The organism is Novosphingobium sp. (assembly GCF_041915465.1).
Classification (GTDB): domain Bacteria; phylum Pseudomonadota; class Alphaproteobacteria; order Sphingomonadales; family Sphingomonadaceae; genus Novosphingobium.
Genome location: NZ_JAYSBK010000015.1, coordinates 1 through 20,247, shown reverse-complemented (window position 1 = coordinate 20,247; position 20,247 = coordinate 1). Strand labels below are relative to the sequence as shown.

Below are 20,247 nucleotides of genomic sequence, written 5' to 3'. Positions count from 1 at the left end.
GCGCCTAACTGCAATCCACGCAAACGCGGTGCGGCCATACTTTGCCGCACACCGGACATTTTCGCCTGGAGCAAAGATGCAGATCGAATTCGTCAACGGCGCCCTTGCCGCCAACACCAGCCCTATCGCCCGGATCATCGATCAGGATGCGCTACCTGCCGACCTTGAGCCCGTTCTGGTTGAAGGCGCGCGCGCCAGCCGCTTTAGTGGCAAGACCGGCCAGATTTTCGAAGGCTTTCTCAGCCGTGGCGGCGCCGTCGTGCGCGCGTCGCTGGCCGGGGCGGGCAGCCCGAGCGCCAAGGATCGCATGGCCGCAATGGAACGTGCCGGGGCCGCACTCACCGCCAAGTACCTCGCTTCGGGCGAAACAACGCTGACGATCGACTTTTCCGGTAGCGCCCTGACCGCGGGCGAAGTTGCCGCTGTTCTGCTGGGCGCGCGCCTGCGTGGCTGGCGACACGATGCCTATCGCACCAAGCTGCTCGACGATCACAAGGTTTCGCTGACCACGATCCGCGCTGTCGGCGCACCCGAGGGCAGCGATGCGGCCTGGGAGATCGAAGCCGCGCTGGCTGCCGGGGTCGAATTTACCCGCGAACTGGTCACCGAACCCGCCAACGTGCTCTATCCCGAAAGCTTCGTTGCCCGCGCGCAGCAGCGCATGGCCGGAACTGGCATTGCGATCCGCGTGCTGGACGAGGCGGAAATGGCCGCGCTTGGCATGGGTTCGCTGCTTGGCGTGGCGCAAGGCTCGGTGCGCAAGCCGCGCCTGCTGGTGATGGAATGGAAGGGCGGGCCGGTTGGCGAAAAGCCCACCGCCTTCGTTGGCAAGGGTGTGACCTTCGATACCGGCGGGATCAGCCTCAAGCCGCCGGGCGGCATGGAAGACATGAAGTGGGACATGGGCGGCGCGGGCGCGGTTGCCGGCGCGATGCTGGCCCTGGCGTTGCGCAAGGCCAAGGCCAATGTCGTGGGCATCTGCGGCCTGGTTGAAAATATGCCCGATGGCGGCGCCCAGCGCCCCGGCGATGTCGTGACATCGATGTCGGGCCAGACGATCGAAGTAATCAACACCGACGCCGAAGGCCGCCTGGTGCTGTGCGATGCGATCACCTGGACCCAGCGGGAATTCAAGCCTGCCGCGGTGATCGACCTTGCCACCCTGACCGGCGCGATGATCATTTCGCTGGGCCACGAACACGGCGGGCTGTTCTCGAACGACGACGCGCTGGCTGAAAAGCTGCTGGGTGCGGGCACGGCCTCTGGCGACAAGCTGTGGCGAATGCCGATGGGCCCGGCCTATGACAAGCTGATCGACAGCCCGATTGCCGACATGAAGAACGTCGGCCCGCGTGAAGGCGGTTCGATTTCGGCGGCGCAGTTCATCCAGCGCTTTGTCGACAAGGGCATGCCCTGGGCGCACCTCGACATCGCGGGCATGGTCTGGTCGAACAAGCCGGGCGCGACCTGGGACAAGGGCGCGACCGGATATGGCGTGCGAGTGCTCGATCGTTACGTGCGCGATACGCTCGAAGTCTGAGGACCGCTTGAAGGTCGATTTCTACCAGCTCAGTGCCACCCCGGCCGAAGGCGCCTTGCCGCTGATCGCGCGCAATACGCTGAAGGCCGGGGAGCGCCTGCTGGTGGTATCGTCCGACGCCGCGCTGCGGGGGCGGATCGGCGACGGGTTGTGGGCCTTGAAGGACAGCTTCCTGGCCCACGGCATGGCTGGCGGGGCGCACGACGCGCATCAGCCGATCCTGCTGTCGGACCGCGCCGAGCCTGCCAACGGCGCGCGTTACATCGCGCTGGCCGACGGGCGCTGGCGCGACGAGGCGCTGGCATTCGAGCGGGTATTCCTGCTGTTCGACAATTCGACCATCGACGATGCCCGCGCCACCTGGCGTGCGCTGGACGGGCGCGAGGGGCTGGAACGCAATTTCTGGCGGCAGGAAGACGGCCGCTGGATCAAGGCCGCCTGATGCTAATTGTTGCGATCCCCCGCAATCGCGGCTAGGGGCGCGCCAACTTTCAAAAACCAACAATACGCAAGGAACGTCTCATGGCGGTTACCCGCACCTTTTCGATCATCAAGCCCGATGCCACCCGCCGCAACCTGACCGGCGCGGTCACCAAGATGCTGGAAGAAGCCGGCCTGCGCGTCGTTGCTTCCAAGCGCATCCACATGACCCGCGAACAGGCCGAAGGCTTTTACGCGGTGCACAAGGAACGCCCCTTCTTCGGCGAACTGTGCGATTTCATGATGAGCGAGCCGGTCGTCGTCCAGGTGCTGGAAGGCGAAGACGCCGTCACCCGCAACCGCGACATCATGGGCGCTACCAACCCGGCCGATGCCGCCGAAGGCACCATCCGCAAGAGCTTTGCCCTGTCGATCGGTGAAAACACCGTCCACGGTTCGGACTCGGAAGAAAACGCCGCGATTGAAATCGCCTTCTTCTTCAAGCCCGAAGAAATCGTCGGCTAAGCGCGCCCTCGCAAAGCTGAACCGCAGGGGCTGCCGGGGCAATCCGGTGGCCCTTTGCGTTTGCGGGGTTAGAGCACCGGGCTGAGCATCGCCAGAAAGTTCTGCCACAGCCGCCGGGGCGCGCTGTAGGCGGCGACTTCGCGCAGGGTGATCCGGTCCGATGCGGCGCGCCACATCTCCTGCCGCTCGCGCAGCTGGGCCGCAAACTTGACGTCGGCAAACAGCAGGTTGTTCTCGAAATTGAGCTCGAAGCTGCGCCGGTCGAGATTGGCCGAACCGATCAGCGCCGCAGCGCCGTCGACCACCATGGTTTTTGCGTGGAGCAGGCCGGGGCGGAATTCGAACAGTTCGACCCCGGCGGCGAGCAGCGCCGGATAATAGCTGCGGCTGGCCCCGGCCACGATCCGGCTGTCATTGCGACGCGGCACGATCAGCACCACTTGGACCCCGCGCCGTGCGGCGGAGGTCAGGGCGAACAGCAGCTGTTCGTCGGGCACGAAATAGGGCGTCGTGATCACCAGTTCGCGCCGCGCGGCGTGGATCAGGGCGGTGAAGCAGGCCGTCATCGCCGGATAGGGCAGCAGCGGGCCGGTGCCGATGATCTGGGCGGTGATGCTTGCATCGGGCTGTGCGGTCGGCAACGGATGGCTGAGCAGCGCGGTCACGTCGTCGCCGCCTTCGGCCATCCAGTCGGACGCGAACAGGAACTGGCAATGCCGCGCCACCGGGCCTTCCCAGCGGGTCATCACGTCGACCCAGGGGGCAAAGCGCGGCTTGATGCGGAATTCGGGATCGGCACCGTTCTGGCTGCCGCACCAGACCACGCGGTTGTCGAGGATCAAGAGCTTGCGGTGATTGCGCAGGTCGACCCGGCCGCGAATCAGCGTCCAGACGATGCCGCCCACCGGCAGCGCGGGCCGGGCATCGACCCCGCCTGCCGCCAGATCGGCCCAGTGGCGAGAGCGGATGAAGCCGCGCGATCCCAGCGCGTCGGCCAGCACGCGCACCTTCACCCCGCGCGCCGCCGCGCGCAGCAGCGCGTCTTTCAGGGCGAGGCCGTTGTGGTCGGCCAGCCAGATGTAAAAGCACAGGTGGACGCTCGCCCGGGCGGCGTCGATATCAGCGACCATTTCGGCAATCGCGGCATTGCTGTCGGCGGCAAGGCGGGCGCAATTGCCCAGCGTCGGCGGCAGGCCATTGACCGAGCGGGCGAGGGCGAACGGCCCGGCATAGTGCCCGTCCGCCAGCATCCGCGCCGCTTCCGGATCGCCGCCGGGGCGGGGTAGCCGCGCCTCAATCGCGCCATAGCGGGCGCGGCGGCGCTGGCTGATCCGCGCCTCGCCCAGCAGCAGGTAGGCGATCATCCCGATAAGCGGCAGCACCAGGATCGCGATCAGCCAGGCCAGCCGCGAGGCCGGCTCGCGCAAGGGGCGCAGCATGGCCCGCAGCAGCACCGCAAGTTCGACCGCGAACAACAGAACGGTGAAGATCGAGGTGAAATCGCGCAGCATTATGCTGATCCTGCCGCTTTCCTTTGCAATTTCCAGCCTTATGTTGCCCGCAAAGGAGACTGCACATGAAGGGCATGGGTGAGGGCGGCGAAGACTGTCCGTTTACGTTCAATTTCGATGCGGCGACGTTCAAGGTCGGCGACACGGTCAGCTACCGCGTGACCGGCAGCTTCGAAGGCTTCCCCTTCGTCGGCACGCTGATCGAGGTGCATGACGATTACGTGGTGATCTCGCCGGGACCGACCGAGCCCGATGCCCGCTACAAGGGCACCCGCGAAAGCCGCCCGCTGGTGGAAGAAAGCGAGATCTAGGCTGCGGCCAGCTCGCGGGCGTACCAGCGCGAAAGCATCCCCGCGATCGTCGCGATCCCAACCAGCGCCAGCAGGATCGGCAAGCGAAAACCGGATCCCAATTCCAGCAGGGCGGCCGTGGTCCCACAGGCGATGATGCAGCCCAGGTCCCATCCGCCCTCGGTCGCCATGGTGAAGCGCAGGACGCAATTTGAACGCTGGGCCATCGTGTAAAGGGGTAGCAGCATGGCGGTGGCCGTCATCGGGGCGACCAGCGCACCAAGCGCGGTTGCCGCCACGGCCGCCCAGGGCGTGCTTGCCGCTGCCGACTTGGTCAGGATCGTGATCGCCGAGAGGCCATAGGCGAGCGGCAGCGAATGATGGCCGCGCCCCCGGTCGAACAGGTGACCGATCGTCAGGCTGCCGGCCGCGGCGCCGAGCCCCGCCAGCGCCAGCGCGCCGCCAAAGCTGTCGAACGCTTCGTCCAGCGTCACGAACAGCGCCAGGTTCCACGCGACCACGCCAAAACCGACCTGCAAGCCTTCGGCAAGGTAAAGCCACCGGGCGCGGCGCAGCAGAGCATCGTCCGAGGCGATTTCGCGCTCCACCGCAGGGTTCGGTGCGCCGAGCATCGGCACGGCGGCAAGCGCTTGCAGCCCGGCGACGATCAGGAAGGCCCAGCTCGGCCCGGCCGAGACCAGCAGGAATCCGCCAGCCAGCGGGGCGATGATACCGATCACGGCGGTCAGCGCCTGCTGGATGCTGACCTGCCGGCCAAGTGCTGCGGAATTGCCAACCGCCGACATGAAGGCGTGATAGCCCGTCCAGTAGAATACGTTGCCCAACCCGGAGAGCATCACATAGGCCAGCAGCACGGCATCGAGGCCGCCAACGTGCGGGAGCAAGGCAAAGCTGCCCGTGCGCACCGCGATCCCGGCAAGCATTACGTTGCGCAGGCCGATCCGCAAGGAGAGAGGCAGGATAGCGCGGCGCATGACGTACCGCACCGCCAGCATAGCCGCGAAGCCCAGCAAGGCCTGCGGATAGGATAGGCCCTGCTTGACGTAGAAGCCGACAACGAAGAGTCCGCCGGAGTTCTCGACAAAGGATTGCAGTGCGCTGTGCGCATAGAGCCTGCGGATCGCCGCACTTGCGGCAGTCACCGTCATGTCTTCAGAAATCGAACATCGCGGCAAGGCGGGCCGGCGCCACGCTGCGCCAGCTGCGGCCCAGCCAATCCGCAACGCCGTCCCAATCCGTATCGCCAAGGTCCAGCCGGATCGCGATCCAGCCGTCGCCGAAATAGGCGGGGCGGTAATAGCGGTCGGGGTCGTTTTCGATCAACTGGGCCTGTTCGTCCGGCCCGCTGATCTTGACCAGCAGCGCGTGCTTGCCGTCGCCGTGGTGGTCGCTGCTGACATAGGCGAACTTCTTGCCCTTCACGATGCCGAAGCAGGCCATGCCGTGGCTGAGCGTTTCCTCGGCCTCGGGCAGGGCGAGGGCGCGTTCCCGCACTTGCTGCGTCAGCCACTCGGGCGAGGTGCCGCGCGAGACCAGCGCGGCGAGGCAGCGCGAATAGAGCTGGTGCTCGGCAATCAGGACCCGCGCGGCAAGGGTATCGGCATCGTCGCCGGGCACGATCGCGACCGGGGTCTGGCCGAGGATCGGGCCGTCATCGAGCTCGGCGGTGACAAGGTGGACCGTGCAGCCGCCGTGGCTGTCGCCCGCCGCAATTGCGCGCTCGTGGGTGTGGAGGCCCTTGTATTTCGGCAGGAGCGAGGGGTGGATGTTGAGCATCCGCCCGTCCCAGCCACTCACGAACTCGGCGGTGAGAATCCGCATGTAACCAGCCAGCGCGACATATTGCGCGCCGCTCGCGCGGATCGCGGCGTCCATTGCCATGTCGTGGTCGAGCCGGGCCATGCCCTTTTGCGGCAGGGCGAAGGTGGGCACGCCCTCGGCCGCGGCTAGTTTCAGCCCGCCCGCATCGGGGTTGTTGCTGGCGACCAGCACGATCTCATAAGGGCAGCCTGCCGCGCGGCTGGCATAGAGCAGCGCGGCCATATTGGTGCCGCTGCCCGATACCAGGACGGCGACCTTGGCCCGATCAGGCAAGGTGCACCGCTTCCCAGGCCTCGCGCGCGCTCCACGCCTCGGCGCTGCCCTGCACGGTGCAGCCGCGCTGGCCGGCCTCGATCGCGCCGATCACGTGGACTTCCTCGCCCACTGCCGTCAGGTCCGCGATCACCCCGGCGGCATCGTCTGCCGACACGGCCAGAACCATGCCGATCCCGCAGTTGAAGGTGCGCGCCATTTCGCCCGGCTCGATGTTGCCCTGCGCCTGCAGGAACGCCATCAGCCGCGATTGCTGCCAGGAATCGGCGTCGATCCGGGCGTGGAGTCCCGCAGGCAGCACGCGCGGCACGTTTTCAAGCAGGCCGCCGCCGGTGATGTGGGCGAGGGCATGGATGCGGCCCGAACGCACGACCGGGAGCAGCGTCTTCACATAGATCCGGGTCGGCTCAATCAGATAGTCGATCAGCAGCTTGTCGGCATCGAACAGCGCGGGGCGGTTCAGCTTCCAGCCGAGATCTTCGGCGAGGCGGCGGACCAACGAATAGCCGTTGGAATGAACGCCGGAGCTGGCAAGGCCGAGCAGCACGTCGCCCTCGGCCACCTTGTCGCCGGTTAGCTGCTCGCCGCGTTCGACCGCGCCGACGCAGAAACCGGCAAGGTCATAGTCGCCCGCGGCATACATCCCCGGCATTTCCGCCGTCTCGCCGCCGATCAGCGCGCAGCCCGCCAGCTTGCAGCCGTCGGCAATGCCCGCGACGACGCGTTCGGCGACACCATTGTCGAGCTTGCCGGTGGCGAAATAGTCAAGGAAGAACAGCGGCTCTGCGCCTTGCACGATCAGGTCGTTGACGCACATCGCGACGAGATCGATCCCGATCGCGTCGTGGCGGTCATGGTCGATCGCGAGCTTGACCTTGGTGCCGACGCCGTCGTTGCCCGCCACCAGCAGCGGGTCTTTATAGCCTGCGGCCTTCAGATCGAAGAAGCCGCCAAAGCCGCCAAGTTCGGCATCCGCGCCGGGGCGCGCGGTGGCGCGGGCCAGCGGGCCGATGGCTTTCACCAGCGCGTTGCCGGCTGCAATGGAAACGCCAGCCTGTTCGTAGCTGTAGCTCTTGGGGGGAGGATTGTTGGCCATCGAGAGGCCGACTAACGCTTTCCGGCTTGGATTTCCATTGCCGTTTGGGCAAAAGGCACTCGGTTTTCCCCGATGACACCCGCAAATCCTTCTCTTTCCGCGCGAATCCCGCGACTTGGCCCTGCCGCCACGCTGATCGGCGGGCTGGGAATCGCGCTGACCGTGGCGCTGGTGGCGGTCGGCCCGTCAAAGCTGATCGCGCAGATCGAGGGCGATCGCGGGATTCAGCCACTCGCCACCACGTCGGACATTTCGATCAACGGGATCGAGGTGAACGTCACCGGATCGTCGGGCGAGGACGCGCGCTACAAGGGCTGGGTCGAGGCGGCGAAGCTGGCCTGGGCCAAGGCGGGCGGCCCGGCGATGCCCGAAAACCAGATCCAGTCGATGGTTTCCGCCGTGGTGATCGAGCGCGAACAGATCGGCCCGCACCGCTATATCGCGACGCTGGGCGTGGTGTTCGACCGGCAGAAGGCCGGGCAGTACATCGGCGGCGGGAGCGGGGCCAAGGCGCATTCGGCGCCGCTGCTGCTGATCCCGGTGCTCTATTCGGGGGGCACCGCGCAGGTCTATGAAGCGCGCACCCCCTGGCAGCAGGCCTGGGCGATGTTCCGCGCCGGGGCCAGCCCGATCGACTATGTCCGGCCGGTTGGCGCGGGCGGGGATTCGCTGCTGATCACGGCGGGGCAGCCGCTGCGCCGCAGCCGGACGTGGTGGCGCGGTGTGCTCGACCAGTTCGGGGCGGCCGACGTACTGATTGCCGAGGCGCGGCTGGAACGGCAGTGGCCCGGCGGGCCGGTGCGCGGCACCTTCACCGCGCGTTACGGCCCGGACAACACCTTCCTCGAGACTTTCACGCTCACCGCGAACGACGAACGGAGCGTGCCCAAGATGCTGGAAGACGCCGTCGTCCGCTTTGACCAGATCTATGCTAAGGCGCTCGACGCGGGGCTGCTCAAGCCCGATTCAACGCTCAATATGCGCCAGCAGATCGATCCGGGGATGGCCGCGCTGATCGCTGCGGGACAGGCGGCCGACCAGCCGACCGATCAGGCGAGCGATGCCGCGCCGATCGCCGCGCCGACGGCAGCGCCCGCCGCGCCGGTGGTGGTCAACACCTTCACCATCCAGTTCGCCTCGCCCGATGCGGGTGCGGTCGATGCCGCGCTGGGCGCGGTGCGCGGCTCGCCCGGCGTGCAGAGCGCGGCGACGACCAGCCTGGCGATGGGCGGAACCTCGGTGATGCGGGTTACCTTCGCGGGCGATCTGACTACCCTGGCGGAAAGCCTGCGCGCCCGCGGCTGGAAGGTCACCGTGGGTAACAACGCCCTGTCGATCAGGCGCTGAAACCATGAGCCAGATCGCGCTTCCGCTAATCCCCGGCGGGACCGGCGCGCCTTCGCGGATCGTGGTCGGCAATGCCAACCAGGCCGTGTTCGAGGCGCTGGCGGCCGCGGCCAGCTGGCCGTTTCGCACGGCGATCCTGGCCGGACCGCCGCGCTCGGGCAAATCGCTGATCGTGCGGTGGTTTGCCGAAAGCGGCGCGGGCGAGGCAATCGACGATGCCGACCGGATCGACGAAACGCAGTTGTTTCACCGCTGGAACCGGGCGCAGGAAAGCGGCACGCCATTGCTGCTGGTAACCGGCGCGACGGAGGGGTGGGACATCGCCTTGCCCGATCTCAGGTCTCGGCTGGGGGCGGCGCTGCATCTTGAAATCGGCGTGCCCGACGACGCGATGCTGGGCGAACTGATCCTGCTCCACGCCGAGTTGCGCGCACTGCCGCTTGCTGGCGATGCGATCGCCTATCTTGCGCCGCGGGCAGAGCGTTCCCACATGGGCGTGGAGCGACTGGTCGCGACAATCGACCGGCTCGGCCTTGAGCGCAAACAGGCCCCGACGCTCTCGATCTGGCGCGACGCGCTGGAAGAGATCGTGGGACCGCGAGAGCCAAGGTTGTTTTAACCGCGCTTGCTTTAAGGTCCCGAGCGGGGGATAAAGGGGGAACGATGCCGGGACGCCTGTTCAGCTATATCGACTCGATCGTCGCCCGCGATCCCGCGCCCCGTTCGCGCTGGGAAGTGCTGCTGTACCCGGGCGTCTGGGCCGTCGGCTTTCACAAGATCGCGCACCGCCTGTTCAAGGCGCGGCTCTATTTCCTGGCGCGGCTGGTCAACCATTTCGCCCGCTTCATGACCTCGATCGACATTCATCCGGGCGCGACGATCGGCAAGAACTTCTTCGTCGACCACGGGTTTGTCGTGATCGGCGAGACTGCCGAAATCGGCGACAACGTGACGATGTACCAGGGCTCAACCCTGGGCGGCACCAACCCCACCAGCGGCGTTGGCGGCAAGCGCCACCCGACGCTGGGCGATGGGGTGATCGTCAGCCTTGGCGCGGCGATCCTCGGCCCGCTTCAGATCGGCGCGGGCGCGCGGATCGGCGCGAATGCGGTGGTGACCAAGGACGTGGCCGAAGGCGCGACCGTGGTCGGTATCCCGGCCAAGCCCGTGCCGGTCGAGGTCAAGCCGGAGACGCAGGAATTCGTGCCCTATGGCACGCCGTGCACCGAACGCTTCGATCCCGCGACGCAGAAGCTCGAAATCCTGCAGTGCGAGATCGAGATCCTGCAAAAGCGTCTGGCCGAACTGCTGGCCGAACGGGCGGATGAAAAAGCCGCCAAGACCAAAGGCAAGAAGACGGCTTGAGCGCGGTCGTCACCCCGTTTCCGCTTGGAGCGGTTCGGGCCAATCAGGTCGGCTTTGAGCGCGAGGAACTGATGCGCATCCTCGATCTTTATGGCCGGATGGTCGCGGCCGGGGAATGGCGCGACTATGCGATGGACTTCGGCAAGGACGCGGCCGTGTTCAGCGCCTATCGCCGCGCGGCTGAAAGCCCGCAGGCCCGCATCGAAAAACGCCCCGCGCTGCGCGGCAAGCAGGGGATGTGGACGCTCTACGGCGAGGCTGGGCAGGTGCTGAAGCGCGGCCACGAACTGCCCGGCGTATTGTCTCCGATCGAACGCCGCCTGGTCAAACTGGTCGAGGATTGAGCCCCGATGGGCTCACGCAAAGGCATCGCCGACGCTGACCACGGTCTGCTGCGCCTTGGCGACGGCGCCGACGATCCGCAGCAGGAACCAGGCCGACATGCCCAGCAAGACGACCGCGAACATGTGCAGGCCGGTGTTGACCCCGGCGGGTACGATGATCTTGAGGTTGGTGAGCAGGTTGAAGCCGGTCTGGATAACCAGTGCGGCCTCGATCAGGCTGCCAACCACGAAGCAGGTCCACCATGAGCTGACCTTGTCGACGCTTTGCTGGGCGAACCATTCCGGCTCGCCGTGGCTGCGGTTCCACAGCTCGCGCATGGCGGTAGGGGGCACAATCAGGTTCACCACCGGGATGATCAGGCCCAGTACGGCCCAGGCCGGCGTGGTCTTGAGCCCGTCCAGGCGGTCGGCGCGCAAATTGTTGTGCGCCTGCCAAACCCAGACCAGCAGCGGGACCGCCGTGATCAGGGTCAGGACGAACAGGCTCAGCGCGGTGCTGGGATAGATCACCAGGAACATGGTGTAGCCCTCGCTCACCTCGCGCAGCGCCAGGCTGGCAAAATAGATCCCCTGAAGCCCCAGCATCAGCATGTAGAAGCCCAGGAAGGCGCGGGTGACCGCCGTGATCGAACGCAATGCGCGCGGGCCGGTGCCGGCTCGTGTCTGCGTCATATAAGAAAGCTCCCCCCGGATGATTTGCCCAGGGGGAGCCTAGTTGCCTTGGCGGCAAGTGCAAGCGTCTCAATCGGTTACCGCGCTCAGGCCAGGGCCGGGGCCAGCGGCAGGCGGGCTTGCAGCGCCGCCGGCAGGCGGACCACCACGGCGTGGCGGATCGGCCCCCAGAAGGCCGACAGCAACAGCAGCGCCAGGCCGATCACCAGCCCGGTGATCGCGACGTTGAGTTCGACCATGCCGAAGTTGCGGAACAGCCAGGCCAGCGCCATCAGCACATAGGCCAGCGCCGAGACGAGCAGCGCACGGCGGTCCACCGCCAGGGCGACAAGGCCCATGGCAATATAGATCGCGAGCACGCCCACGGCAGCCGCAAGGCCGATGTTCTGGCCCTCGGTCACGCCCAGCCAGTGGAACAGCGGGTGGGCAATCATCGGGGCCGAGAGCAGGTGGAGCCAGAAGGCCACGTCGCTGCGCCGGGTTTCGCGGGCGCGGTCGCTCATATCCCAGCGCATCGCGAGGGCGAACACGCCGCACCCGGCAAGGAACACCATCGGCAGCAGGAACTGCTCTTCGCGGCCCTGGATGGCAGGCGCGATGGCCGCCATCACCAGCGCGAGCAGGGTAACGACGATTGCGCCAGCGCCTGCGGCAACGGTGATCGGCACCATGAACCGGCGCCAATGGAACCAGGCGGCAGCCGCCGCGCCCAGGCCGATCCCCGCGCCGATCAGGGCGTTGACCCGGTCGGGCAGGTTCGGCTCGCTTTCGGCCAGGATATTGATCGGAATTGCCGCCACGCCGCCGACAAAGCCGAGCAGCAGAACGATCGAGGGCAGCGCCATGCGCCGCTTGGCCGTGAAGAAGGTGGCCATGGCCCAGGCCGAAACTGCAACCAGCAGCCCGGCGATGCCGGGTGCGATCGCTTCGCCGATCCCCGCGCAGGCGACCATCAGCAGCACGGCCGCAATGGTGACGAAAATGTCGTTGAAGCCGGTGATGAGCCGGAAATGTTCCTCGTCCGCGACCGGCGCGCTGCGCAATCCCGCGGCATGAGCGCGGAGCGCTTCGGCCGCTTCATGGCTGATCGCGCCTGCGGCGATCGCGGATTGCAGATCTGCTTCACTATACATGGCGCACTCTCCCCTGTTGGTCGGGGGAAAGTGCGCCATGTGTGTTAGTGTGTCAATACACTATGGGTCAGGCGCCGAGGCCGCCGATCTTGGCGAGCGCGGCCATCACCGCGGCCGACTGTTCCGAACCCGACTGGGGCACCGTCTCGCCCGCGCGGTCGATGATCTGCTCCCAGTGCGCGGCAATGCCTTCGGGCGTGCGTTCGGCCTTGGGAATGGCGACGCCCGGGGTCATGGTGACATAGGCGGCGTGATAGGCGCCCGCGCCCGCACCGATGATCATGTTGGTCGGCGCGTCTTCGCTGACCAGATAGAGCACCATCGGCGCGACATTGTCGGGCGAGAGCGCGTTGAAGAACTCTTCCGGCATGCCGAGGTCTTCGGTCATGCGCGTGCCGGCCACCGGGGCCAGGGTGTTGACGCGGATGTTGTTCTTCGCGCCTTCGAGGTGCAGCGTCTTGGTGAAACCGGCGAGGCCCAGCTTCGCCGCGCCATAGTTGGCCTGGCCGAAGTTGCCATAGAGGCCGGTTGACGAAGCGGTCATCAGGATGCGGCCATAGTTCTGCTCGCGCATCAGGTTCCACACCGCCTTGGTGCAGTTAGCCGCACCGTTGAGGTGCACGTCGACCACCAGCTTCCAGTCTTCCATGGTCATCTTGGCGAAGCTCTTGTCGCGCAGGATGCCCGCGTTGTTGATCAGGATGTGGACGCCGCCCCAGGCTTCGACGGTCTTGGCGACCATTTCTTCCATCTGCGCGGCTTCGGTGACGCTGCCGCCATTCGACATGGCTTCGCCGCCGAGCGCCTTGATTTCCTCAACCACCTTGAGCGCGGCGTCGGAATGGCCGGTGCCATCGCGCGAGCCGCCGAGGTCGTTGACCACCACCTTGGCCCCGCGCTTGGCGAGTTCGATGGCATAGGACCGGCCCAGGCCGCCGCCCGCACCGGTAACGATCGCGACGCGATCCTTGAAAGAAATAGTCATTGGACAGAGCTCCTCTCGAACTGGTCTATCCTTGGGGGAAGCGGCGTGTCGATGGCACGTTGTAGCGCCGCTTTCAACACCCAGCAGCGCACCGGCGCGCGCCGTAGCGGCAAGTGAAAGCAATGTGTCAAATAACTGTCATGTTGCCGTCGTAGAGGCGACTTCGAATCGAAACAATTGCTCCAAGGGAGGGAACCCATGAGCCGCACGATCCGTTGTTCCGCTATTGCTGTTGCCGTTGCTGTCGGCTGGGCGCTGCCCACCGAAGCCATGGCCAAGGATGCCGATGTTCAGGCTCAGCTGGCCCAGCTCAACGCCCAGATGGGCCAGTTGACCCAGCGGGTCGAAGTACTCGAAGGCCAGGTCCAGACCCAGACCGCGCGCGCCGATGCCGCCGAAGCCCGCGCGCAACGGGCCGAGGCCGATGCCGCCGCCGCGCGCGCCGAAGCGGACAAGGCCAATGCCGCGCTGGCCGCCGCGACTCCCAGCGTGACGGCAAAGAACCCGGTCGAAGTGTCGTGGGATGGCGCGCCCAAGCTGGCCACCAAGGATGGCTGGTCGTTCAAGCCGCGCGGTCGTCTGCAGGTCGATACTGCGGGCGTGAACCTGCCGGGCAGCAACACCAGCCTGGGCGTGGCCACCGAATTCCGCCGCGCCTATATCGGGTTCGACGGCACCATGCCGGGCGGCTGGGGCTACCGCGTCGAGGCGGACCTGGCCAATTCGGGCGTCGAGCTGACCGACCTCTATCTGACCTATAAGGCCAACCCGAAGCTCACGTTCGCGCTGGGTCAGCACAAGCCGTTCAATTCGATGGAGGACATGACGTCGGATCTGTTCACCAGCTTCATGGAACGCGCGACGTTCAACAGCGCGTTCGGCTTTGAGCGCCGCGTCGGCGTCAGCGCCGCCTATCAGTCGAAGGTGCTGCTGGTGCAGGGCGGGGTGTTCACCGATAACGCCGCCGATCTCAATTCCGACAAGAACAACAGCTACAGTGTCGATGGCCGCGTGGTCTTCATGCCGAAGTTCGGCAATGGTCAGCTGCACCTGGGCGGTTCGTTCCATGTCCGCGACTTCAACGACGTGTCGACGACGACGCGCTATCGCGGGCGTCCATTCACCCACACCACCGACGTGCGCCTGGTCGATACCGGCAACTTCTCCGCCACGGGTGAAACCGGCTTCGGGGTGGAAGCCGCCTATATCAGCGGCCGTTTCCACGCGACCGCGGAATCGAGCTGGATGCGTCCGCACCGTCCGGGCCTGGCCGACCCCACCTTCAACGGCGGCTATGCCGAAGTCGGCATGCTGCTGACCGACGATACCACCGCATACAAGGGCGGCGCCTATGACCGCATCCGTCCAAAGACCCCGCTGGGCAAGGGCGGCATCGGCGCGATCCAGGCCAACCTGCGCTACGACTGGCTGGACCTGTCCGACGGTGCGATCGTCGGCGGCACCCAGCAGGTTGTCGGCGCCTCGATGCTGTGGATGCCGACCGACTATGTCCGCTTCATCGTCAACTACGGCCACCTCTGGCTTGACGATGCCGCCGTCGCCGCTGGCGGTCAGACCAAGTACCAGGGCGATACCGTCGGGATGCGCGCCCAGTTCGACTTCTGAGCCGCGGCACGCCGGCCGACAAAGCGAATGCGTGAGGGCGCTCTTTCGAAGGAAGGGCGCCCTTTCGCCTGATTTAGGGCTCCAGCCGCGCGGTCTCGAACAGCTTGAGCCACTGGCCGCGCATTTCATCGCCAAGTTCGCCGCGATAGAGCCCGGCGACGATGAACACGCTCCGGCTGCCGAGCAGCGCGCGGTAGATCCGGCTCTGCCCGGCCAGTTCCTTGCACTTGGCCTGGGTGCGGCTGAACAGCACCGAACCCTCGTCCGAACCAAGCACTTCCCAGGTGCTGGGGCAGGTCTTGTCCTCGCTGCTCCTGAATGCCTCGAACCAGTCGAGCGGGGCGGTTACGCTCTTGTTGCGGGGATAGATCACAAGCTCGATCGCTTCCTGCCAGGTATCGAGCGTGGCGCCCTGGACCTTGATCCGGTCGAGCGTGAAGCGGGGATTGTCGCTCTGCTCGAAATAGACGTTGCCGTCCATGTCATCGAGCGCGGCCAGGAGCGGCGGATAGACCCGATAATCGACCAGCAGGCGCTCCGCTTGGGCGGGCGTGGCCACCAAGGCTGCCAGCGCGAAAAGTAGCATTCGCATGGCATCTCTCCCTTATCGTTGGGTCCCGGTTACACCATACCCGAACTGGTTTCACAATGCCCTAGAGGCGGTTAAGGGCCGGCCGAAGCTGATCGAAATGGTCGATCACCGCGTCGGCGCCCAGTTCCGTAAGCGGCGCGTCGGTGAAGCCGAAACTGACCGCGACGCAGGGCAGGCCGGCCGCGCGGGCGGCGCGGGTATCGAAGGTGGTGTCGCCGACATAGGCGGCCCGGCCGCCGCCCAGCTTGTCCACCATCGCGTGCAGCGCGTCGGGCTGCGGTTTCAGGGGATAGCCGCCGCCACCGCCGATCACCACGCCAAAGCGGTGATGCAGGCCCAGTTCGCGCAGTAGCTTGTCGGCGAGGTATTGCGGCTTGTTGGTGACCAGCGCCAGCTGCGCGCCGGCGTCCTCAAGCGCATCGAGCATCGCCGCGCCGCCGGGGTAAAGCGCGGTGTGGTTGGCGATGTTCGCTTCGTAGAATTCAAGCAGCGCGGGATAGAGCGCTTCGGGATCCACCCCTTCATCGCCGCCCGTCAGCGCCAGCGCGCGGCGCAGCATCAGGCGCGATCCGCCGCCGATCAGGCCGGATACCGCCTCGTCCGGCACAGGTGGACGGCCCAGCAGCGAAAGGGTGTGATTGACCGCGGCACCAAGATCGCGCGAGGTATCGAGCAGCGTGCCATCGAGGTCGAAACCAACGATGGAAAAGGGCAAGTGGTTCATGGCGCATTCCACTGGCGCGGCGTAGTGGAAACGGCAAGCATTTGCTGGCAAAGACCACAACCATGAACGCCGAAACGAAACTTGCCGTCGTAATCCTTGCCGCTGGCAAGGGCACCCGCATGAAGAGCGACCTGCACAAGGTGCTGCACCCGATCGCCGGGCGGCCGATGCTCGAACACCTGCTGGCTAGCGTGGCAGAGCTTGCCCCCGCCAGGCAGGTGGTGGTGGCGGGCCATGGGCGCGACCAGCTTGAAGCGCAGCTGGGAACGCGCGCCGCGATCGCGGTGCAGGACCCGCAGCTGGGCACCGGCCACGCCGTGCAGCAGGCCGAAGGGGCGTTGGCCGGGTTCGATGGCGACGTGCTGATCCTCTATGGCGACGTGCCCTTCGTCAGCGCCGAGACGATGCGCGCGATGATTGCCCGGCTGCACGGTGCGGACGCCCCGGCGGCGGTCGTGCTGGGCTTCGAGCCCGCCGACACGCTGAGCTATGGCCGCATCATCGCCCACGGCGACGCGATCGTGAAAATGGTCGAGCACAAGGACGCGAGCGAGGCCGAACGCGCCTGCCGCCTGTGCAATTCGGGCCTGATGGCGGCGCGCGCGGCCGACCTGTTCGCGCTGCTCGCCCGCGTGACCAACGACAATGCGGCGGGTGAATATTACCTGCCCGACGCGGTCAACATCGCGCTGGCCGACGGACGGCCCTGCGCGGTGGTGGTAACCGCCGATCCGCACGAGGTTGACGGGATCAACAGCCGCGCCGAACTCGCCGCCGCTGAAGCGCTGTGGCAGCAGCGCCGCCGCAAGGCCGCGATGGACGATGGCGCTACGCTGATCGCGCCTGAAACCGTATGGTTTGCCTGGGATACGAAAATCGGGCGCGACGTGTTGATCGAACCCAACGTGTTCTTCGGCCCCGGCGCGGTGATCGCCGATGGCGTGAAGATTCGCGCCAACTGCCATATCGAAGGTGCAAAGGTCGCCACCGGGTGCGAGGTCGGCCCCTTCGCCCGCCTGCGTCCCGGCGCGGTGCTGGAAGAAAAGGCCAAGGTCGGCAACTTCGTCGAGGTCAAGAAGTCGGTCATGGGCAAGGGCGCCAAGGCCAATCATCTGGCCTACATCGGCGATGCCGAAGTGGGGGCGGGGGCCAATATCGGCGCGGGCACTATCACCTGCAATTACGACGGTTATTTCAAGTACAAGACCGTGATCGGCGAACGCGCTTTCATCGGCTCGAACTCGGCGCTGGTCGCCCCGGTCAAGATCGGCGCCGACGCGATCGTCGCCGCGGGCAGCGCGGTGACGCGTGACGTTTCGGCCGGTGAACTGCGCATCGTGCGCGGCGAGCAGCTGGTCAAACCCGGCTGGGCCGACCGCTTCCACGATGCCATGAAAAAGAAGAAGGCGGCGGAGAAGAAGGGCTAGGTCGCGTGAACAAATTCCAGCCCCATGCGCGGCCGCTTTCGGGATAGGTAATTGCAAGCTTGGGCGACCGGAAAGTTGGGGGAAGTAGATAAAGCTAACGCGCTGCAAACGGGCATTCTGGCGAAAGGAACAGAATGTAGGCCACACATCCTAGGAGTATCGCCAAAGTCGCTACGGTAAGCGTCTTCCGTTTTGATGCAGCGTCGCTGGAAAATGGCCACAACCGGATGCCAATAACTATTCCAATTGCCGCGATCGTGTCGCCGATAATGACCTGGGCTCCCATCAAGCCACAGCGCCATTGCCCACCGAATGCTACTGCGTTGAACAACAGTGAGGGAAGAAGGAGAACGCTTGCAACGGCGAGGGCGAAAACTCTCTTCAGCATTCCAGATGCATGCCTTGAATGTCCGAAGGCTGCAATGTTGTCGTATCCGGAACGGCAGCTTTCACGCAAAAACGCATAGGAACTGCCATGGTGGAATCTGTCCACGCGTCCCAGGCAGTTAATTCCCACCACCAGCCGCGCGAAGCCGGGCGATATAGCGCAGTTCGTTGGCGGCGGCGGGGCTGTCCGGATCAAACTCCAGCGATTGCTTGAACAAGCGTTCGGCCTCGTCGAGGTCACCCAGTTCGATCTTGTTGAAGCCCATGCCGCGCAGCGAGCGTGCCGCGACAGAGCGGTCCGGGCCCTTGGGATCGTGGCTGACGACTTCCCAGGCCAGGCTGAATTCAAGGTAGGAACGCTGCCAATCGCGTCGGTTCTTGAACAGTTCGGCATATTCGTTGCGGTAGTGCGCGTCATAGGGCGCCATGGCCACCGATTTGGCGAGATAGACCTCGGCATCGGCCGAGCGGTTCAGGTCGATCAACGCGAAACCATAGCCCCACAGCGCCAGGCACCAGTTCGGGCCAAGAATCACGATGTCGCTGGTCCCCGGCGCGTTGGCCAGTTGGCCGGCCAGATAGTCGGCGTGCTTGGCGCTGACCGAACAGCGATAGTCCGGTCCCGAGGGATAGTCCTTTTCATAGGCCGCGATGATCGCGCCGAACGATTGGGTTGCACCCTTGGGGTCCCCGCTCTGCAATTGCGCAATTCCGCGATCGATTTCCGCATCATGCGCGCTTTCGTAAGCGACCCTGACCTCGCGCGCCTGCGCCGGCTGGGCCAGGCACAAGATTGCCAGGGTTGCCGCAAATATTTGCGATTTCAGGAATTTCATTATCGCCCCCGGAGTGCCTTGCTGTGGCGTCAGTCTGGCTTGCGACAAATTGCGACGCAAGTGTAATTGACTCGATATCATGGCATGATATCAGTGCCCGTCATGCGCACTCTGGTGGAAATTCCCGATGACGACATCCGCTGGCTCGACAAGCAGGCGGCGGAGCGCGGCCTGTCGCGCACCGCGCTGGTGCGCGAGGCGGTGACCCAGCTGCGCGAAGGCACTTCGCGCAAAGGCGTGGACGCCTTCATGGGAATGTGGCGCGATCGCAGCGACGTGGGGGATGGGCTGAGCTACCAGCGCCGTATCCGTCTGGGCGGGCAAGAACGATGAGCGCCGTCCTGTTCGACAGCGCGATTCTGGTCGATGCGCTGGTCGGTCTGTCGGCCGCGCGCACCGCGATCATCACCACCGGCGAACGCTGGATCACCCGGCTCGGCTGGAGCGAGATCATGGCCGGTGCGAGGGGCGACGCCGACCGGGTGGAAGAGTTCCTCGATCACTTCAAGGTGGTCGAACTGAGCGAGGAAATCGCCCGCCGCGGCGCGGTGCTGCGCAGCCAGCGCCCGGCCATGGCGCTGGACAGCGCGCTGACCCTGGCCGCCGCGCAGGTCACGGGCCGAATCCTGGTTACACGCAATATCAACGACTTCCCGGCCAATATGCCGGGCGTTCGCGTCCCCTATACTCTCTGACAAAGGCATCCAACCCATGTGTGGCATCATCGGCATCGTCGGTAAGGAAGAAGTGGCGGAACGCCTGGTCGATGGCCTGCGCCGGATGGAATATCGCGGCTATGACAGTGCCGGGGTTTGCACCATCCACGATGACCAGCTGATCCGTCGCCGCGCGCCGGGCAAGCTGATCGGGCTGGTGCGCGAACTGGCGGTCAATCCCGCGCCCGGCACCACCGGCATCGCCCATACGCGATGGGCCACCCACGGCGCGCCAACCGCGGCCAATGCCCACCCGCACGCCACCGCCGAACTGGCGTTGGTCCACAACGGGATCATCGAGAATTTTCGCCAGCTCAAGGATGCGCTCAGCGCGCGCGGCCGCGTGTTCGAAAGCGACACCGACACCGAAGTGGTCGCCCACCTGCTGTCGGAACAGGTCGAGGCGGGCAAGAGCCCCGAAGAAGCGGTCAAGGCCGTGCTGCCGCAGCTGCGCGGGGCCTTCGCGCTCGCCATCGCCTTTCGCCAGCATCCCGATATGCTGATTGGCGCACGGCTCGGCTCGCCGCTGGTGCTGGGCTTTGGCGATGGGGAAACCTACCTCGGTTCCGATGCACTGGCGCTCGCCCCGCTGACGC

At 65.9% G+C, this 20,247-nt stretch carries 22 protein-coding genes and 1 pseudogene; 13 read left to right on the top strand and 10 right to left on the bottom strand.

Annotated elements, in window-relative coordinates; genetic code table 11:
• Positions 1-76 precede the first annotated feature (76 nt).
• The 3 genes from ACE3SN_RS04640 (at position 77) to ndk (ending at position 2,485) form a co-directional block, all read left to right on the top strand.
• Positions 77-1,540 (top strand): leucyl aminopeptidase, encoded by a 1,464-nt coding sequence (locus ACE3SN_RS04640; protein WP_374527930.1) that lies wholly within the window; start codon positions 77-79, stop codon positions 1,538-1,540.
• 7 nt (positions 1,541-1,547) lie between these two features.
• Positions 1,548-1,982 (top strand): DNA polymerase III subunit chi, encoded by a 435-nt coding sequence (locus ACE3SN_RS04635; RefSeq protein ID WP_374527928.1) that lies wholly within the window; start codon positions 1,548-1,550, stop codon positions 1,980-1,982.
• An 80-nt stretch (positions 1,983-2,062) separates the two neighbouring features.
• Positions 2,063-2,485, top strand: coding sequence for a nucleoside-diphosphate kinase (ndk, locus tag ACE3SN_RS04630; protein ID WP_374527926.1), 423 nt, complete (start codon positions 2,063-2,065; stop codon positions 2,483-2,485).
• A 68-nt stretch (positions 2,486-2,553) separates the two neighbouring features.
• Here ndk and cls read toward each other — a convergent pair whose 3' ends face one another.
• Positions 2,554-3,996 carry a cardiolipin synthase gene (cls, locus tag ACE3SN_RS04625; RefSeq protein WP_374527924.1) on the bottom strand — a complete coding sequence of 481 codons (1,443 nt, stop codon included), beginning with the start codon at positions 3,994-3,996 and terminating at the stop codon, positions 2,554-2,556.
• A gap of 65 nt (positions 3,997-4,061) precedes the next feature.
• On the opposite strand from cls, the gene ACE3SN_RS04620 reads away from it, so the two are divergent.
• Complete coding sequence (locus ACE3SN_RS04620; RefSeq protein ID WP_374527922.1) at positions 4,062-4,307, top strand: hypothetical protein; 246 nt, start codon at positions 4,062-4,064, stop codon at positions 4,305-4,307.
• On the opposite strand, the gene ACE3SN_RS04615 is transcribed toward ACE3SN_RS04620, so the two are convergent.
• The 3 genes from ACE3SN_RS04615 to purM are packed head-to-tail and all read right to left on the bottom strand — an operon-like array spanning position 4,304 to position 7,497.
• The gene (locus ACE3SN_RS04615) at positions 4,304-5,455 is read right to left on the bottom strand and encodes an MFS transporter (RefSeq protein WP_374527920.1); all 1,152 of its coding nucleotides are present in this window, start codon (positions 5,453-5,455) and stop codon (positions 4,304-4,306) included. The genes ACE3SN_RS04620 and ACE3SN_RS04615 overlap by 4 nt on opposite strands.
• Before the next feature lie 4 nt (positions 5,456-5,459).
• Positions 5,460-6,401, bottom strand: a complete 942-nt coding sequence (gene purN, locus ACE3SN_RS04610; protein WP_374527918.1) for a phosphoribosylglycinamide formyltransferase — start codon at positions 6,399-6,401, stop codon at positions 5,460-5,462.
• Entirely contained in the window at positions 6,394-7,497 is a 1,104-nt protein-coding gene (gene purM / locus ACE3SN_RS04605) for a phosphoribosylformylglycinamidine cyclo-ligase (protein WP_374527916.1), read from the bottom strand. Before purM ends, purN begins: the two co-directional genes overlap by 8 nt.
• Positions 7,498-7,569: 72 nt before the next feature.
• Here purM and ACE3SN_RS04600 point away from each other — a divergent pair, with 72 nt between their 5' ends.
• Genes ACE3SN_RS04600 through ACE3SN_RS04585 form a run of 4 tightly spaced genes read left to right on the top strand, consistent with a single transcriptional unit; the run spans position 7,570 to position 10,553 of the window.
• Entirely contained in the window at positions 7,570-8,844 is a 1,275-nt protein-coding gene (locus tag ACE3SN_RS04600; RefSeq protein ID WP_374527914.1) for a heavy-metal-associated domain-containing protein, read from the top strand.
• Positions 8,845-8,848: 4 nt separating this feature from the next.
• On the top strand, positions 8,849-9,463 hold the full coding sequence (locus ACE3SN_RS04595; RefSeq protein WP_374527912.1) for an ATPase: 615 nt from the start codon (positions 8,849-8,851) through the stop codon (positions 9,461-9,463).
• A 44-nt stretch (positions 9,464-9,507) separates the two neighbouring features.
• Entirely contained in the window at positions 9,508-10,209 is a 702-nt protein-coding gene (gene epsC / locus ACE3SN_RS04590; protein ID WP_374527910.1) for a serine O-acetyltransferase EpsC, read from the top strand.
• Positions 10,206-10,553 carry a DUF2794 domain-containing protein gene (locus ACE3SN_RS04585; RefSeq protein WP_374527909.1) on the top strand — a complete coding sequence of 116 codons (348 nt, stop codon included), beginning with the start codon at positions 10,206-10,208 and terminating at the stop codon, positions 10,551-10,553. The genes epsC and ACE3SN_RS04585 overlap by 4 nt, the downstream gene beginning before the upstream one ends.
• A gap of 12 nt (positions 10,554-10,565) precedes the next feature.
• Here ACE3SN_RS04585 and ACE3SN_RS04580 read toward each other — a convergent pair whose 3' ends face one another.
• From ACE3SN_RS04580 to ACE3SN_RS04570, 3 genes are all read right to left on the bottom strand, one after another.
• The gene (locus tag ACE3SN_RS04580; RefSeq protein ID WP_374527907.1) at positions 10,566-11,225 is read right to left on the bottom strand and encodes a DUF4328 domain-containing protein; all 660 of its coding nucleotides are present in this window, start codon (positions 11,223-11,225) and stop codon (positions 10,566-10,568) included.
• An 86-nt stretch (positions 11,226-11,311) separates the two neighbouring features.
• On the bottom strand, positions 11,312-12,358 hold the full coding sequence (locus ACE3SN_RS04575) for a hypothetical protein (protein WP_374527906.1): 1,047 nt from the start codon (positions 12,356-12,358) through the stop codon (positions 11,312-11,314).
• 67 nt (positions 12,359-12,425) lie between these two features.
• Entirely contained in the window at positions 12,426-13,343 is a 918-nt protein-coding gene (locus ACE3SN_RS04570) for an SDR family oxidoreductase (RefSeq protein ID WP_374527904.1), read from the bottom strand.
• A 198-nt stretch (positions 13,344-13,541) separates the two neighbouring features.
• On the opposite strand from ACE3SN_RS04570, the gene ACE3SN_RS04565 reads away from it, so the two are divergent.
• On the top strand, positions 13,542-14,969 hold the full coding sequence (locus ACE3SN_RS04565; protein WP_374527903.1) for an OprO/OprP family phosphate-selective porin: 1,428 nt from the start codon (positions 13,542-13,544) through the stop codon (positions 14,967-14,969).
• Between the two features lie 73 nt (positions 14,970-15,042).
• On the opposite strand, the gene ACE3SN_RS04560 is transcribed toward ACE3SN_RS04565, so the two are convergent.
• Together ACE3SN_RS04560 and ACE3SN_RS04555 are read right to left on the bottom strand one after the other, a co-directional pair.
• The gene (locus ACE3SN_RS04560) at positions 15,043-15,561 is read right to left on the bottom strand and encodes a hypothetical protein (protein ID WP_374527901.1); all 519 of its coding nucleotides are present in this window, start codon (positions 15,559-15,561) and stop codon (positions 15,043-15,045) included.
• A 61-nt stretch (positions 15,562-15,622) separates the two neighbouring features.
• A complete protein-coding gene (locus tag ACE3SN_RS04555) occupies positions 15,623-16,285 on the bottom strand; it encodes an HAD-IA family hydrolase (RefSeq protein ID WP_374527900.1) in 663 nt (220 codons plus the stop codon).
• Positions 16,286-16,347: 62 nt separating this feature from the next.
• On the opposite strand from ACE3SN_RS04555, the gene glmU reads away from it, so the two are divergent.
• On the top strand, positions 16,348-17,712 hold the full coding sequence (gene glmU, locus ACE3SN_RS04550) for a bifunctional UDP-N-acetylglucosamine diphosphorylase/glucosamine-1-phosphate N-acetyltransferase GlmU (RefSeq protein ID WP_374527899.1): 1,365 nt from the start codon (positions 16,348-16,350) through the stop codon (positions 17,710-17,712).
• Between the two features lie 506 nt (positions 17,713-18,218).
• Here the strand turns inward: glmU and ACE3SN_RS04545 are convergent.
• On the bottom strand, positions 18,219-18,935 hold the full coding sequence (locus ACE3SN_RS04545) for a diguanylate cyclase (protein WP_374527898.1): 717 nt from the start codon (positions 18,933-18,935) through the stop codon (positions 18,219-18,221).
• A gap of 102 nt (positions 18,936-19,037) precedes the next feature.
• On the opposite strand from ACE3SN_RS04545, the gene ACE3SN_RS04540 reads away from it, so the two are divergent.
• From ACE3SN_RS04540 to ACE3SN_RS04530, 3 genes and pseudogenes are all read left to right on the top strand, one after another.
• Positions 19,038-19,268, top strand: coding sequence for a ribbon-helix-helix domain-containing protein (locus ACE3SN_RS04540; RefSeq protein WP_374527897.1), 231 nt, complete (start codon positions 19,038-19,040; stop codon positions 19,266-19,268).
• The gene (locus tag ACE3SN_RS04535) at positions 19,265-19,630 is read left to right on the top strand and encodes a PIN domain-containing protein (protein WP_374527895.1); all 366 of its coding nucleotides are present in this window, start codon (positions 19,265-19,267) and stop codon (positions 19,628-19,630) included. Before ACE3SN_RS04540 ends, ACE3SN_RS04535 begins: the two co-directional genes overlap by 4 nt.
• A gap of 16 nt (positions 19,631-19,646) precedes the next feature.
• A pseudogene (locus ACE3SN_RS04530) lies at positions 19,647-20,247 on the top strand (glutamine--fructose-6-phosphate aminotransferase); the annotation flags it as partial.

Coding starts and splice junctions, on each gene's coding strand:
- glmU (WP_374527899.1), top strand. CDS start 16,348: ATGAACGCCGAAACGAAACTTGCCGTCGTAATCCTTGCCGCTGGCAAG.
- epsC (WP_374527910.1), top strand. CDS start 9,508: ATGCCGGGACGCCTGTTCAGCTATATCGACTCGATCGTCGCCCGCGAT.
- ACE3SN_RS04570 (WP_374527904.1), bottom strand. CDS start 13,343: ATGACTATTTCTTTCAAGGATCGCGTCGCGATCGTTACCGGTGCGGGC.
- ACE3SN_RS04600 (WP_374527914.1), top strand. CDS start 7,570: ATGACACCCGCAAATCCTTCTCTTTCCGCGCGAATCCCGCGACTTGGC.
- ACE3SN_RS04535 (WP_374527895.1), top strand. CDS start 19,265: ATGAGCGCCGTCCTGTTCGACAGCGCGATTCTGGTCGATGCGCTGGTC.
- ACE3SN_RS04620 (WP_374527922.1), top strand. CDS start 4,062: ATGAAGGGCATGGGTGAGGGCGGCGAAGACTGTCCGTTTACGTTCAAT.
- ACE3SN_RS04540 (WP_374527897.1), top strand. CDS start 19,038: ATGCGCACTCTGGTGGAAATTCCCGATGACGACATCCGCTGGCTCGAC.
- ACE3SN_RS04580 (WP_374527907.1), bottom strand. CDS start 11,225: ATGACGCAGACACGAGCCGGCACCGGCCCGCGCGCATTGCGTTCGATC.
- ndk (WP_374527926.1), top strand. CDS start 2,063: ATGGCGGTTACCCGCACCTTTTCGATCATCAAGCCCGATGCCACCCGC.
- ACE3SN_RS04615 (WP_374527920.1), bottom strand. CDS start 5,455: ATGACGGTGACTGCCGCAAGTGCGGCGATCCGCAGGCTCTATGCGCAC.
- ACE3SN_RS04560 (WP_374527901.1), bottom strand. CDS start 15,561: ATGCGAATGCTACTTTTCGCGCTGGCAGCCTTGGTGGCCACGCCCGCC.
- ACE3SN_RS04565 (WP_374527903.1), top strand. CDS start 13,542: ATGAGCCGCACGATCCGTTGTTCCGCTATTGCTGTTGCCGTTGCTGTC.
- ACE3SN_RS04640 (WP_374527930.1), top strand. CDS start 77: ATGCAGATCGAATTCGTCAACGGCGCCCTTGCCGCCAACACCAGCCCT.
- cls (WP_374527924.1), bottom strand. CDS start 3,996: ATGCTGCGCGATTTCACCTCGATCTTCACCGTTCTGTTGTTCGCGGTC.
- ACE3SN_RS04555 (WP_374527900.1), bottom strand. CDS start 16,285: ATGAACCACTTGCCCTTTTCCATCGTTGGTTTCGACCTCGATGGCACG.
- ACE3SN_RS04545 (WP_374527898.1), bottom strand. CDS start 18,935: ATGAAATTCCTGAAATCGCAAATATTTGCGGCAACCCTGGCAATCTTG.
- purM (WP_374527916.1), bottom strand. CDS start 7,497: ATGGCCAACAATCCTCCCCCCAAGAGCTACAGCTACGAACAGGCTGGC.
- ACE3SN_RS04575 (WP_374527906.1), bottom strand. CDS start 12,358: ATGTATAGTGAAGCAGATCTGCAATCCGCGATCGCCGCAGGCGCGATC.
- ACE3SN_RS04595 (WP_374527912.1), top strand. CDS start 8,849: ATGAGCCAGATCGCGCTTCCGCTAATCCCCGGCGGGACCGGCGCGCCT.